The sequence below is a fragment of the Winogradskyella vincentii genome (assembly GCF_020166345.1).
Classification (GTDB): Bacteria; Bacteroidota; Bacteroidia; order Flavobacteriales; family Flavobacteriaceae; genus Winogradskyella; species Winogradskyella vincentii.
In genome coordinates this window covers 331,463-345,175 of the sequence record NZ_JAIUJS010000001.1, presented here as the reverse complement: position 1 = coordinate 345,175, position 13,713 = coordinate 331,463, and the positions used below count along the sequence as shown (strand labels likewise).

Annotated in this window: 12 protein-coding genes; 9 read left to right on the top strand and 3 right to left on the bottom strand. The window is 34.4% G+C overall.

Translation table 11 applies throughout. From position 1 onward, the window contains the following. The gene (gene surE / locus LBV24_RS01665; protein ID WP_224476871.1) at nt 1–783 is read right to left on the bottom strand and encodes a 5'/3'-nucleotidase SurE; all 783 of its coding nucleotides are present in this window, start codon (nt 781–783) and stop codon (nt 1–3) included. Nucleotides 784–953: 170 nt separating this feature from the next. Here surE and LBV24_RS01660 point away from each other — a divergent pair, with 170 nt between their 5' ends. Both LBV24_RS01660 and LBV24_RS01655 read left to right on the top strand, forming a co-directional pair. Then, nucleotides 954–3,131: a carboxy terminal-processing peptidase gene (locus LBV24_RS01660; RefSeq protein ID WP_224476870.1), complete on the top strand. Its 2,178-nt coding sequence runs from the start codon at nt 954–956 to the stop codon at nt 3,129–3,131. 8 nt (nt 3,132–3,139) lie between these two features. Then, nucleotides 3,140–4,234: an ABC transporter permease gene (locus tag LBV24_RS01655; RefSeq protein ID WP_224476869.1), complete on the top strand. Its 1,095-nt coding sequence runs from the start codon at nt 3,140–3,142 to the stop codon at nt 4,232–4,234. Here LBV24_RS01655 and yihA read toward each other — a convergent pair whose 3' ends face one another. Then, nucleotides 4,235–4,852, bottom strand: a complete 618-nt coding sequence (gene yihA, locus LBV24_RS01650; RefSeq protein WP_224476868.1) for a ribosome biogenesis GTP-binding protein YihA/YsxC — start codon at nt 4,850–4,852, stop codon at nt 4,235–4,237. It abuts the gene before it with no gap. 39 nt (nt 4,853–4,891) lie between these two features. Beyond that, nucleotides 4,892–5,656 (bottom strand): alpha/beta fold hydrolase, encoded by a 765-nt coding sequence (locus LBV24_RS01645; RefSeq protein WP_224476867.1) that lies wholly within the window; start codon nt 5,654–5,656, stop codon nt 4,892–4,894. Nucleotides 5,657–5,942: 286 nt separating this feature from the next. On the opposite strand from LBV24_RS01645, the gene mraZ reads away from it, so the two are divergent. The 7 genes from mraZ to murD are packed head-to-tail and all read left to right on the top strand — an operon-like array spanning nt 5,943 to nt 13,669. Then, nucleotides 5,943–6,413 carry a division/cell wall cluster transcriptional repressor MraZ gene (gene mraZ / locus LBV24_RS01640; RefSeq protein WP_224476866.1) on the top strand — a complete coding sequence of 157 codons (471 nt, stop codon included), beginning with the start codon at nt 5,943–5,945 and terminating at the stop codon, nt 6,411–6,413. After that, nucleotides 6,388–7,296: a 16S rRNA (cytosine(1402)-N(4))-methyltransferase RsmH gene (gene rsmH / locus LBV24_RS01635; protein ID WP_224476865.1), complete on the top strand. Its 909-nt coding sequence runs from the start codon at nt 6,388–6,390 to the stop codon at nt 7,294–7,296. Before mraZ ends, rsmH begins: the two co-directional genes overlap by 26 nt. Further along, nucleotides 7,293–7,613, top strand: coding sequence for an FtsL-like putative cell division protein (locus LBV24_RS01630; RefSeq protein ID WP_224476864.1), 321 nt, complete (start codon nt 7,293–7,295; stop codon nt 7,611–7,613). The genes rsmH and LBV24_RS01630 overlap by 4 nt, the downstream gene beginning before the upstream one ends. A gap of 7 nt (nt 7,614–7,620) precedes the next feature. Then, complete coding sequence (locus tag LBV24_RS01625) at nt 7,621–9,636, top strand: penicillin-binding protein (RefSeq protein WP_224476863.1); 2,016 nt, start codon at nt 7,621–7,623, stop codon at nt 9,634–9,636. Further along, the gene (locus tag LBV24_RS01620) at nt 9,633–11,096 is read left to right on the top strand and encodes a UDP-N-acetylmuramoyl-L-alanyl-D-glutamate--2,6-diaminopimelate ligase (RefSeq protein ID WP_224476862.1); all 1,464 of its coding nucleotides are present in this window, start codon (nt 9,633–9,635) and stop codon (nt 11,094–11,096) included. Before LBV24_RS01625 ends, LBV24_RS01620 begins: the two co-directional genes overlap by 4 nt. Continuing rightward, nucleotides 11,097–12,338, top strand: coding sequence for a phospho-N-acetylmuramoyl-pentapeptide-transferase (gene mraY / locus LBV24_RS01615; RefSeq protein ID WP_224476861.1), 1,242 nt, complete (start codon nt 11,097–11,099; stop codon nt 12,336–12,338). Then, nucleotides 12,338–13,669 carry a UDP-N-acetylmuramoyl-L-alanine--D-glutamate ligase gene (gene murD, locus LBV24_RS01610; protein WP_224476860.1) on the top strand — a complete coding sequence of 444 codons (1,332 nt, stop codon included), beginning with the start codon at nt 12,338–12,340 and terminating at the stop codon, nt 13,667–13,669. Before mraY ends, murD begins: the two co-directional genes overlap by 1 nt. Nucleotides 13,670–13,713: the final 44 nt, after the last annotated feature.

Here is a 13,713-nt window from a genome sequence, read left to right as displayed (position 1 = left end):
TTAGTTGTCTTCTTTATTGAGTTGCCATGTATTTAAGCTCTGAATGGTATGATGTGCTGTAAGATCAAATTGAACTGGTACAACTGAAATATATCCATTTGCTAAAGCCCATTCATCCGTATCCTCACCATGATCCATGTTTACAAATTTTCCCGTTAGCCAATAGTATTCGCGTCCCATAGGATTTGTGCGTTTGTCAAATTCTTCCTTCCAATTTGCACGTGCTTGCCTACATACTTTAATTCCTTTTATTTCCTTTTTTTGAAGTTTTGGAATATTCACATTTAAGACAACACCATCTGGTAGTCCGTGTTTTAAGACCTCTCTCGTAATAGTTTCAATAAATGATTCGCTTGGCTCAAAATTGGCGCTCCAATTGTAATCTAGAAGTGAAAAACCAATGGCAGGTATACTTTCTATTCCGGCTTCTAAGGCTGCACTCATTGTGCCAGAATATATTACATTGATTGAAGAATTAGAGCCATGGTTAATACCAGATACACAAATATCTGGTCTTCGGTCTAAAATTTCATTTACAGCTAATTTCACACAGTCTGCAGGTGTGCCAGAGCAACTATATTCAGGTTGGATTCCATCAATCGTAACCTTTTCAATATGTAATGTAGAATTAATAGTAATTGCATGTCCCATTGCACTTTGAGGGCTGTCTGGTGCAACAACAACAACATCTCCGATTCCATTCATAATTTTAATTAAAGTACGCAATCCAGGTGCAGTGATACCATCATCATTTGTAACTAAAATTAAAGGGCGTTGAGACATTGTAATCCTTGTTTTTATTATTGATGTAAAAATACTAAAAAGGTTTACAATCCTTCACGGTATGCATCTTTAACAAAAAATTAGTGCATTGTTTTTTTATGGCACGATTTTTTCTCACTATTTTAGTGAACTTTTGATAAAGTAATTAATAGCAAAAAAATAAAGAGATTATGAGAGGGAATTATAAGTTTTTTCTGTTAGCACTATTAATAGCATTTGCATCTTGTAGCTTCACTAGCAAGACATTTGATAATCCTGATAAAGACAAATTATTAATTCAGTTAATAACCTACGTTTTAGATCAAGGACATTTTGATCCTCAGGAGTTAAATGACGATTTTTCGGCCAATGTATTTGAAGACTATCTATCGCAATTAGATCCATTCAAACGTTATTTCTATGCTTCAGATATTGAAGAATTTGAAGTTTATAAAGATCAAATAGATGATCAATTAAGAAACTATGATGTTTCGTTTTTCAATATAACTCATCAAAGATTACTTGAACGTATCGAAGATTCTAAAAAGTTATATGCAGAGATTTTAGAGGTTCCTTTTGATTTTAGCAAAGACGAAACGTATACTTCTGAATACGAAACATTATCGTACGTTAAGAACAAAAAGGAAATGAAGGAACGTTGGAGACAACAACTTAAGTTTTCCACAATTGCAAATTATGATGAAGCCGTTTCTCAACGTGATTCTGAAATTACAACGGTGGAATTACCTGAAAGCGTTTTTTCGGCTGCAAATGAAAAATCGCAATCGAAAGAAAAAAAATCAATGGCAGAGCTTGAAAAAGATGCCCGTGAGACGACTAAGCGTTCTTTAGATGAATTATACGACTTTATTGATGATAGACAGCGTAAAGATTGGTTTGCTGTTTACATTAATGCAATTGTTGAAGAATTTGATCCACATACATTTTATTTTGCACCAGAAGATAAAGATCGTTTTGATGTGGCCATGTCAGGTAACTTTGAAGGTATAGGTGCAAGACTGCAAAAAAAGATGGATGCTATAGTAGTGAATGAAATCATTAGTGGTGGTCCAGCATGGAGAGCAAATGAATTAGAAGTTGGAGATCATATACTTAAAGTGAAGCAAGAAGATGAAGAGGAGGGAGTGAATGTGGTTGGCATGAGATTAGACGATGCTATCAAATTTATTAAAGGCCCAAAAGGTACAGTTGTTACACTAACTCTTAAAAAGGTTGATGGTACAATAGAAGATATTTCTATAACAAGAGATATTGTGGAATTAGAGGAAACTTATGCAAAATCTTCAACCGTTGAGAAAGATGGCAAAACATTTGGTGTAATTAATTTACCTAAATTTTATGTTGATTTTCAAAGTTATGACAATCGCAATGCAGCTTCAGATATTAAACAAGAGATTATTCGTCTTAAGGAAGCTGGGATGGAAGGTTTGGTATTAGATCTAAGAAATAATGGAGGTGGATCATTGCAAACCGTTGTTGATATCGTGGGATTGTTTATTGAGGATGGGCCAGTAGTTCAAGTTAAAACTACCGGAGAGCCAAAAGAGGTACTTAGAGATAGAGATAGAGCAATTGTTTGGGATGGACCATTAGTAGTTTTAGTAAATGAGCTTTCAGCATCGGCTTCTGAGATATTAGCCGCTGCTATGCAAGATTATAAGCGTGGTATTGTAATTGGAAGCAAGCAGACTTATGGGAAAGGAACCGTTCAAAATGTATTAGATTTAAATAGAATGGTGCGCAATAATTCTAATGGAGATATGGGTGCACTAAAATTTACTACACAGAAATTCTATAGAATTAATGGAGGTTCAACCCAATTAGAAGGTGTTAAAAGTGATGTAGTTGTTCCAGATCGTTATAGCTATATTAATATTGGTGAGAAGGATCAAGAGAACCCATTACCATGGGATAAGATTGATGCAGTTGATTACGAAGTTTGGGGTAATTACTTTGACTACGATACAACAATAAGTAAAAGTAAAGCTAGAATGGCGGCGAATGAGCAGCTTAAACTAATTGATGCTAATGCTCAATGGGTTAAAAAAATTAGGGATCGCGAAATCTATTCTTTGAATTATGAAAAGTATAGAGAGGAGATGGAGCTCAATGAGCAAGAAGCTAAGCGTTTTGAACAATTGTCTGAATATAAAACTGACCTTACTTTTAACTCGTTGCCATATGAGCTAAAATTAATGGAACAAGACACAATTTTGAAGGAAAAACGTAAACGTTGGCATACAAATTTGTCTAGAGATGTTTATATCGAAGAGGCATTAAATGTTTTGAATGATTTAAAGATGACTTACGCTATTAAGAATAAAGTTGCCACTTCTGTGAAGAATTAAATCACTAAATGAAAATAGAAAACAATTCACTAACAAGTTTAGCGCTTCAAAAGTTTAAAAGAAACTTTTGGGGCGTTTTTAGTATAGTGCTAATTGGATTAATAGGCCTTGTATCTGTTTTCGCCTATGTATTTGCACCTGATGCTTCTAAAAATGCAAATCAGATGCATTTATCTATTCATTCTAAGACACCTGGTTTTCAAGTTCAAATGCTAACTATTCCTTCTAGACAAACATCCAATCAAAGTTTCTTTTCAAAACTGTTTTTTGGTGTTGATAATTTAGATACCGAAATCCCCATATCATCATATAGTATAAAAGAAGGTATGTTATCCTATATGGAATATGCTGTTAATGGAGGGGAAGGTATTGAAAAGCAAATAAGTTTAAGTAATTTTCCAAATAATGATTATCAAAAATATATCGATACAAGAACATTTATTTTTGGTACTGACAAGTATGGTAGAGATTATTTGAGTAGGATTCTGATTGGTTCTAGGATCTCCTTTTTCATTGGATTTGTAGCAGTCTTTATTTCTTTAATTGTAGGCTTAATTATGGGTAGTCTGGCGGGTTATTATGGAGGAAAAATTGATGCTGTCATAATGTGGATAATAAATGTAACATGGTCTATACCCACCCTTTTATTAGTTATAGCCATTACTTTGGCACTAGGTAAAGGTTTCTGGCAAGTTTTTATTGCTGTAGGATTGACAATGTGGGTTGAGGTTGCAAGAGTGGTAAGAGGGCAAATTATAAGTGCTAAGGAAATGCAATACGTTACAGCGGCAAGGGCTTTGGGATACAAGGATTATCGAATTATCACCAAACATATATTGCCCAATATTTTTGGCCCTTTAATTGTTATTTCAGCAGCTAATTTCGCAGCAGCTATTTTAATTGAAAGTGGGTTGAGTTTTTTAGGTATTGGTGCACAACCACCAATGGCTAGTTGGGGAGCTATGATTAAAGATCATTATAATTATATAATTCTAGGGCAACCTTATTTAGCTCTTATACCAGGAATATGCATTATGCTTTTGGTTATGGCATTTATGTTGGTTGGAAACGCTTTCAGAGATGCTTTAGATGTTAAGACCTAATCATTTATTGTTTCTTAAGGCCTCAATTTCATTATTTGTTTCTTCAATAAAACTTAGAACCTCTTCTTGACCAATTTTTTTACTTGATGATGTTATAAAATAAGGAGGTAATTCTTCCCAGGTTTTTAAAAGTTCCTCACAATATTCTTGTACGTGCCTATCGATAGCCTTTGGTTTCAATTTGTCTACTTTGGTAAAAATAATTCCAAATGGGATACCACTTTCGCCTAAATATTGCATAAATTCTAGGTCTATAGGCTGTGGTTTATGTCTTATATCAACCAATACAAATGCGGAGACAAGTTGTGTCCTTTGTTCAAAATAATTGGTAATAAACTTTTGAAATTTCTTCTTTGAAGTTTTTGAAACTCTTGCATAGCCATAGCCAGGAAGATCTACCAAAAACCAATTATTGTTTATTATAAAATGATTAATAAGTTGAGTTTTTCCGGGACGCCCAGAAGTTTTGGCTAAACTCTTACGGTTAGTCAACATATTAATTAATGAGGATTTCCCAACATTACTTCGTCCTATAAAGGCATATTCTGGTAATGGCTGTTTTGGACATTTAGCCACGTCAGAATTACTCACTACAAAATCAGCTGATTTTATTTTCATCTTTAGTTCCTTGTAGATAGGAATATTTATAGTTAAATTTTAGAATTGGCGGCTTTCTAACCAGTTGTTTAGGATTTTGTTGAACTCTTCTGGATGCTCCATCATGGCGGCATGCCCGCATTTATCAATCCAATATAGATCAGAATTTGGTAGGAGGTGATGAAACTCTACCGCCACATCAGGAGGTGTAACCGTGTCGTTTTTACCCCAAATTATACATGTTGGAGTGTGCATTTTTGGAAGATCACCAGCCATATTATGTCTTATGGCACTTTTAGCGATAGCCAAGGTTTTAACCAATTTATTTCTATCATTTACAGTTGCATAAACCTCATCAACAATTTCTTTGGTTGCAACTTCTGGGTCGTAAAATACGTCTTGTGCTTTCTTTTTGATGACTTCATAGTCACTACGCTTGGTATACCCACTTCCCATAGCACTTTCGTAAAGCCCTGAACTACCAGTGATTACAAGTCCTTTAACTTTTTCAGGGTACATTTTCGTGTGGTACAATCCTATATGACCGCCAAGGGAATTTCCTAACAAAATGACTTCTTCAAATCCTTTGAAATCGATAAAATCTTTTAGGTAATTAGCAAAACTCTTTACATTGGTTTTAACTAGGGACATGGTATAAATAGGTAATTCTGGTATAATTACTTTGTAGCCATTTGAGCCAAAATAATTAGTTACTGCATCAAAATTACTTAGTCCTCCCATTAATCCATGGAGCACTATAATTGGTGTGCCTTCTCCTACTTCAATATAACTATAATCCTTCTCTTTTTTTAAAAGGTGTGCCATTTATAATGTTAGTGCTTTCGTGTTAAAAACAAATATAACTAAATCCTTTTGAAATTAAAGTTTACGCAGAAAATATCAATTTTTTAGGGAACTTAATCTTTCTCATCTAGTGTTAATAATTACCACATGAAAATTATTACTCGACATGCTGATTTTGCTGTATTCCACGAAATTTTTTATCGATTAAAAATAAAACTTATCAACAAATGTGGGATTATGTGGTAAAATGTGGTGTTTTTTTCAATATATTTGAAATTCAATCGTTAAAATTTGGATTACTAATTAATTGAAATCATTCATAGGAACATACGAGTGTAAAGCAGATGCCAAGGGAAGGTTGATGATACCAGCTGTATTAAAAAAGCAGCTTTCATCTGCATTGCAGGATGGTTTTGTTTTGAAGCGTGCAGTTTTTCAACCATGCTTAGAACTTTATCCAATGGCTGAATGGAATTTGCTAATGGATAAAGTGAACAAGCTAAATCGCTTCAAGAAAAAGAATAATGATTTTATAAGACGATTCACTGCAGGAGTAAAAATGGTAGAGGTGGATAATGCTGGGCGTCTTCTCATCCCTAAAGATTTGATAAACTTTTCTGGTATAACAAAAAATGTGGTACTAGCATCTGCTGTTAACATTATTGAAATTTGGGACAAAGACAAATACGAAACAGCAATCGATGATGCAACATCAGATTTTGCAGATTTAGCTGAAGAGGTAATGGGTCAAGATGAGAATGACAATGGCTTATCATAATGCGGTATTACTGAAAGAAACTGTTGATGGTTTAGATATTAAACCAGATGGAATTTATGTAGATGTCACTTTCGGAGGAGGTGGTCATAGCAAAGAAATACTATCAAGATTAGGTAAAGATGGGAAGTTGTTTGCGTTTGATCAGGATAAGGATGCTTTAGCAAATTCTATTGATGATGACAGGTTCGTTCTCATTAATGAGAACTTCAGGTTTATAAAAAGGTTCTTAAGGTTTTACGGAGTTAAGGAAGTTGATGGTGTGTTAGCCGATTTCGGTGTTTCATCTCATCAGTTTGACGTGGCTGAGCGAGGTTTTTCAACCCGATTTGAAGCTGATTTAGACATGAGAATGAATCAACAGAATACTTTGTCTGCATTTGGGGTGATAAATACCTATGATGAAGAGCAACTAAAGCAAGTTTTTTATCAATACGGTGAATTAAGACAAGCACCTGCAATGGCAAGAGAAATTGTTTCGGAAAGGACTAAAGAGGAGATTAAAACTAGTAAGCAATTAAAAGCTGTTCTAAAACGGTTTTTAAATCACAAAAAAGAAAATAAGGTATTGGCGCAGATTTATCAGGCAATTAGAATTGAAGTCAATCAAGAAATTGAAGCATTAAAAGAACTGCTTCTGCAAATGCCCGAAATATTAAAAAAGGGAGGTCGGCTTGCTTTTATTTCTTATCACTCTTTAGAGGATAGATTGGTTAAAAGATTTATTAGAAATGGTTTGTTTGAGGGAGAACCAGAACGCGATGTGTTCGGAAATTATGAGGTGCCTCTAAAAAAAGTTGGTGGTTTAATAATACCATCACAAGAAGAAATTAAAATTAATAGCAGAGCCAGAAGCGCAAAATTGAGGATAGCTGAAAAAATATGAAGAAAAACATCTATAGCATATTACGTGGCAAATTTCTCATAAGTGATGATTCGTTCAAAAATTGGCGCATTATCATTTTTGTTTCTGTGCTAGCAGTTGTGATGATTGCAAGCTCTCATAGTGCCGATAAGAAAGTACATGACATAGCAAGATTGACAAATGAAGTAAAAGAGTTAAGGTCTGCATTTGTTGATGGTCGTTCCAAATTAATGCGCCTGAAAATGGAATCAACCATAATCAATAAAGTGGTAGATAAGGGTATTGAAATATCCGAAATACCACCAAAAAAAATAAAAGTTAAATCACAAAGTGAGTAATTAGAGATTGGCAACCACAGAAACTAACATATTAAATAGATTATACTTTGTTTCGGGATCGTTATTTGTTTTTGCGCTTGCTGTTGTGTTTAAGTTATGCAGTATTCAGTTTATTCAAGGTGACGCATATAGGGAGTTAGCGGAGAAAAGAACGGTAAAAGATTTTGAGATACCTGCAAATAGAGGTAACGTGTATTCTGCTGATGGTAGTTTATTAGCAACTTCAATTCCGAAATACGATGTTGGGATTGATCCTGTGACTTCATCTAACAAAAATTTCGAGACATATATAAGGCCTTTATGTGATTCTCTCGAGGCGTTTACGGGTAAATCAGCCTCCAGCTTTCAAAACAAATTGAGAAAGGCAAGAGAAACCGACAACCAATATGTTTTGTTGGCAAGAGATTTATCCTATTCTGATTTTATAAGATTCAGGGAATTTCCTTTGTTGAATCTCGGAGCGATCAGAGGTGGATTTGTTTTTAGTCAAAAGACCAAACGTGAGCATCCAATGGGTAGAATCGCCGAACGGTCTATTGGTTATGAAAAAATTGACGAAAATGGTTATGCAACTAGGGTTGGTATTGATGGTGCTTTTGGAATAAAGTATTTAAGAGGTGAAAACGGCAAACGATTAAAGCAGAAGATTGGTAATGGTCAATGGAAACCAATTGCAGATTTTAATCAGATAGAACCAAAAGATGGATACGACGTATATACGACTATTGATGTAAACATTCAAGATATAGCACACCACTCACTATTAGGACAGCTTGAAAAATATGAAGCAGATCATGGTTGCGTGGTAGTTATGGATGTTAAGACAGGTGAAATTAAGGCTATATCAAATTTAGGTAGAAATAAGAATGGTTTCTATTATGAAAGGTTAAACTATGCTGTAGGAGAAAGCCATGAGCCAGGCTCCACTTTTAAGGTGATGGCTGTGATGGCAGCTTTAGAGGATAAGGTTATAGATACGTCTACAATAGTTGATACCAAAAACGGTATTAAATATTTTTATGGAAGAACTATTAGCGATTCACATAGAGGAGGATATGGTAAAATTTCGGCTGCAAAAGCACTTGAGGTGTCTTCAAATATTGGATTGGCCACAATTATAGATGATAATTATTCTAGTAGCCCAAATAAATTTCTGGATAAACTCAATAAATGGCGGCTAGATCAGCCATTGGGAGTCTCAATTATTGGAGAAGGCAAGCCTGATATTGCTAAGCCAGGAGCATCTAATTGGAGTAAAAACGCACTTCCTTCCATGGCATATGGTTACAACCTAACTCTCACGCCTTTGCAAACTCTAGCATTTTACAATGCAATTGCCAACAACGGTGAGCTTATTAAGCCACGATTTATTAAAGCCGTTAAGTCTTTTGATAAGGATATTGAGGTGTTTGAAAAAGAGGTTTTAGTTGATAATATATGTTCAGACAAAACCCTCTTAGAAATTCAGGACATTTTAAAGAATATTGTTATTCGAGGTACTGGACAAAGAATGTATTCTGAAACTTTCTCCATGGCAGGTAAAACAGGAACAGCAAGAACCGATTATGCGAATTTTGAGGAGTGGAAAAAAGACAAGAAATATGTCTCCTCATTTGCTGGCTATTTTCCAGCCGACAATCCTAAGTATTCATGTATTGTAGTCATCCACGAACCTAGTACAGAGGTTGGGTATTATGGTGCAGACGTGTCTGGTCCTGTCTTTAAACGCATTGCACAAAAAATTTATACAGACACTCCAATAATTGAGGAGGTTCAATCTCTAGATTTCAAAAATAATATTGTCAATGAAGATTTTGGCAACTATAACGACATGGCTAATAAGTACAAGCAGTTAATGCCATATGTTGTGGGTATGCCAGCAATGGATGCTATTGCTTTATTAGAGAATCTTCAGGTAAATGTAAATGTAAAATTAAATGGCAGTGGAGTTGTTAGAAAGCAGTCAATCGATAAGCATCAAAAATTAAAGCCAAATCAAACTATTGTTCTCGAGGCATCATGAATGTTTTAAAAGACATATTATACAAGGTCACTTTAAATGCTGTAGTTGGTAGCACTGGTATTGACATTGAAAAGATTGAATTCGATTCACGTCAAATTTCTAGCAAAGATGTATTTGTAGCTATAAAGGGAGTTCTTTCCGATGGACATGATTATATAACGAAAGCTATTGAGCTTGGTGCAATTGCAATTGTTTGCGAAAAATTACCAGATCAATTAAATGAAGGAATCACCTATGTGGAGGTTGCTAATTCAAATCAGGCATTAGCCTTTATGGCAGCAAACTTTTATGAGCATCCTTCTCAAAACTTAAAACTTGTAGGAGTAACGGGTACAAACGGTAAAACAACAGTATCAAGTCTTTTATATCAATTATTTAAAAAAGCTGGTTATAAAGTTGGATTGTTGTCTACAGTTAAGATAATGGTAGATAACAAAGAATATAAAACTACTCATACTACACCAGATTCCTTAAGTATAAATAAGTATTTAAAGTTAATGAATGACGAGGGTGTAGAATATTGCTTTATGGAGGCAAGCTCTCATGGCATTCATCAAAGTAGAATAGAAGGGTTAAGTTTTGCTGGTGGTATTTTCACTAATCTTTCTCATGATCATCTAGATTATCATAAGTCGTTTGCCGAATATAGAGATGTTAAAAAGACGTTTTTTGATTTATTGCCAAAGACTGCATTTGCACTTTCCAATATTGATGACAAGAATGGATTGGTTATGCTTCAAAATACGCAAGCCAAAAAATTCACTTATGCGTTAAAAAACTATGCTGATTACAGAGCTCAAATTCTTGAGAATGATTTTAGCGGTTTGCTACTAAAGCTAAACGATAATGAATTATGGACCAAGTTAATAGGGGATTTTAATGCTTATAACATATTGGCAATATATGGTACAGCTGAACTCCTAGGACTTGAAAATAATGAGATATTAAGACTTATAAGTGAGCTGGAAAATGTAAGCGGTCGTTTTCAGTACTTTATTTCTGAAGATAGAATTACGGCAATTGTGGATTATGCTCATACTCCTGATGCGTTGAAAAACGTGCTTGAAACTATAAACAGTATAAGGACCAAAAATGAGGAGTTAATTACTGTTGTAGGTTGTGGTGGTGATAGGGATAAAACCAAAAGGCCAAAAATGGCTCATATTGCCTCAGCCTTAAGTACCAAGGTGATTTTCACTAGTGACAACCCTAGAAGTGAAGATCCTGATGCCATAATAGCAGATATGGAAAAAGGTGTTGAGCCTCAAAATTTCAAAAAGACTTTATCAATAACCGATAGAAAGCAAGCTATTAAGACAGCTTGCCAGATGGCATCATCAAAAGATATAATCCTGATTGCTGGTAAAGGACATGAAACTTATCAAGAAATAAAAGGCCAACGATTTGATTTTGATGATTATAAAACGGTTCAAGAACTATTAAAACAATTGCAAAAGTAGATGCTGTATTACTTATTTGAATATTTAGAACAACAATTTCAGTTTCCAGGTGCGACCTTGTTTGGGTTCTTGACTTTTAGGGCGGCTATGGCAATTATATTGTCTCTGCTAATATCTACTATATACGGTAAACGGATTATACGGTTTTTACAAAGACAACAAGTTGGTGAGACCATACGAGATTTAGGGTTAGAGGGGCAGGTTGAAAAAGCAGGTACACCAACAATGGGTGGTATTATTATAATTCTCGCCACGCTTATTCCTGTTTTACTATTAGCTAGACTTGAGAATATCTATATCATTTTACTTATAGTTACCACTGTTTGGATGGGAACTATCGGATTTATTGATGATTATATTAAAAAGTTTAAAAACGATAAGGATGGATTGAAGGGTAGATTTAAAGTCTTGGGCCAAATTGGATTGGGAATTATAGTAGGTGTAACACTTTATTTTCATGAAGATGTAACAATAAAGGAAAAACTACCAATTGAGCAACAAAAAGTTCTTTTGGCTGAAAACCCTGACTTACCTGCTGCAAAGCTATTTCAAGCTGAAGATAAATCTACAAAAACAACAATTCCTTTTGTAAAAGGAAATGAATTTGATTATTCGAGTCTTATAACTTGGATAAGTCCGGATTTAAAAAAATACGCATGGATTATATTCATTTTAGTGAGTATTTTCATTATCACAGCAGTCTCAAATGGTGCAAATTTAACCGATGGAATTGATGGATTGGCAGCAGGGTCTTCAGCAATAATAGTTCTGACTCTTGGCATTTTTGCATGGGTTTCTGGTAATATCATATTCTCAGATTACCTCAATATTATGTACATCCCAAATGTTGAGGAGATAACCATTTATATCGCGGCGTTTGTTGGAGCTTTGGTAGGCTTTTTATGGTACAATGCTTATCCAGCTCAGGTTTTTATGGGAGATACTGGAAGTTTAACTATTGGTGGTATAATAGCCGTCATTGCCATTGCAGTTAGAAAGGAATGGTTAATCCCTGTTTTATGTGGCATTTTCCTAGCTGAGAATTTATCTGTTGTAATGCAGGTAAGTTACTTTAAATATACACGGAAAAAATACGGAGAAGGTAGGCGAATATTTAAGATGTCACCTCTGCACCATCACTATCAAAAATCAGGATATCACGAGAGTAAAATTGTAACACGATTTTGGATTATAGGAATACTCTTGGCCATTATTTCTATAGTCACACTGAAGATAAGATAATGAAGAGGTTGGTAATTCTTGGTGGTGGAGAAAGTGGTGTTGGTACAGCGCTTTTGGGAAAGGAAAAAGGATTTGAAGTTTTTGTTTCTGATAAGGGAACAATTAAGAAAAAATATAAGGACGTTCTTTTAAATAATGAGATTGAATTTGAAGATGAGAAGCATACAGAATTAAAAATTCTGAATGCTGATCTTGTAATGAAAAGTCCAGGAATACCAGATAAGGTAGAACTGATTAAAAAAATCAGATCTGCTAATATCCAAGTGGTCTCTGAGATTGAATTTGCTTCAAGATATACTGATGCAACATTGGTAGCTATTACAGGTAGTAATGGTAAAACCACAACTGCAACGTTAACACATCATATTTTAAGCCAAGACCTAGATGTTGGTCTAGCTGGGAATATTGGTGATAGTTTTGCGAAGCAACTGTTAATGGAAAATCATCAAAACTATGTGCTTGAGGTAAGTAGTTTTCAACTTGATGATATTTCGCAATTCCAACCAAAAATTGCGGTTCTAACCAATATAACACCAGATCATCTAGATCGGTACGATTATAAATTCGAAAATTATATCGCATCAAAATTCAGAATAGTAGAAAATCAAACTTCTGAAGATTATTTCATCTATGATGCTGATGATCCAATCATTACTAATTGGTTGCAAGACCATTCAATTCGATCAAAATTATTGCCTTTTTCATTGAAAAATGAGATAAAAGAAGGTGCCTATTACAATAACAACGAGATAACGATAACAATAGATAACAACAAGCTAATTATGCCTACAAAGAACATTACACTAGAGGGGAAACACAACATTAAAAATGCAATGGCAGCATCTACTGTTGCACATTTATTAAAAATCAGAAAACAAACAATCAGGGAAAGCCTAGAAAATTTTCAAGGTGTTGAACACAGATTAGAGCATGTACTAAAAATAAATAAGGTACAATACATCAATGACTCTAAGGCAACAAATGTAAATGCAACATATTTTGCATTAGAGAGTATGGATGCTCCTACGGTTTGGATTGTTGGAGGAGTAGATAAAGGCAACGATTATAAAGAGTTGTTTCCATTTGTGAATGAAAAAGTTAAAGCTATCATTTGTTTAGGTGTAGACAATTCAAAGCTGTTTGAGGCTTTTGGTAATATGGTAGATATAATTGTTGAAACTCAATTTATGAGTGAGGCGGTTAAAATTGCATATAAGGTTTCAGAGGCAGGTGATAATGTTTTATTGTCTCCAGCATGTGCGAGTTTTGATTTGTTTGAAAATTATGAGGATAGAGGACGTCAATTTAAGTACGCAGTACGTAATTTATAAATATTAATGACCATTTGAATTAGGGGCTCATTTGGTTACTGAGG

Excerpts from the sequence above, each read along its gene's own strand:
- LBV24_RS01655 (WP_224476869.1), top strand. The coding sequence starts at position 3,140 with ATGAAAATAGAAAACAATTCACTAACAAGTTTAGCGCTTCAAAAGTTT.
- LBV24_RS01620 (WP_224476862.1), top strand. The coding sequence starts at position 9,633 with ATGAATGTTTTAAAAGACATATTATACAAGGTCACTTTAAATGCTGTA.
- LBV24_RS01660 (WP_224476870.1), top strand. The coding sequence starts at position 954 with ATGAGAGGGAATTATAAGTTTTTTCTGTTAGCACTATTAATAGCATTT.
- mraY (WP_224476861.1), top strand. The coding sequence starts at position 11,097 with ATGCTGTATTACTTATTTGAATATTTAGAACAACAATTTCAGTTTCCA.
- surE (WP_224476871.1), bottom strand. The coding sequence starts at position 783 with ATGTCTCAACGCCCTTTAATTTTAGTTACAAATGATGATGGTATCACT.
- LBV24_RS01645 (WP_224476867.1), bottom strand. The coding sequence starts at position 5,656 with ATGGCACACCTTTTAAAAAAAGAGAAGGATTATAGTTATATTGAAGTA.
- yihA (WP_224476868.1), bottom strand. The coding sequence starts at position 4,852 with ATGAAAATAAAATCAGCTGATTTTGTAGTGAGTAATTCTGACGTGGCT.
- rsmH (WP_224476865.1), top strand. The coding sequence starts at position 6,388 with ATGAGAATGACAATGGCTTATCATAATGCGGTATTACTGAAAGAAACT.
- LBV24_RS01630 (WP_224476864.1), top strand. The coding sequence starts at position 7,293 with ATGAAGAAAAACATCTATAGCATATTACGTGGCAAATTTCTCATAAGT.
- murD (WP_224476860.1), top strand. The coding sequence starts at position 12,338 with ATGAAGAGGTTGGTAATTCTTGGTGGTGGAGAAAGTGGTGTTGGTACA.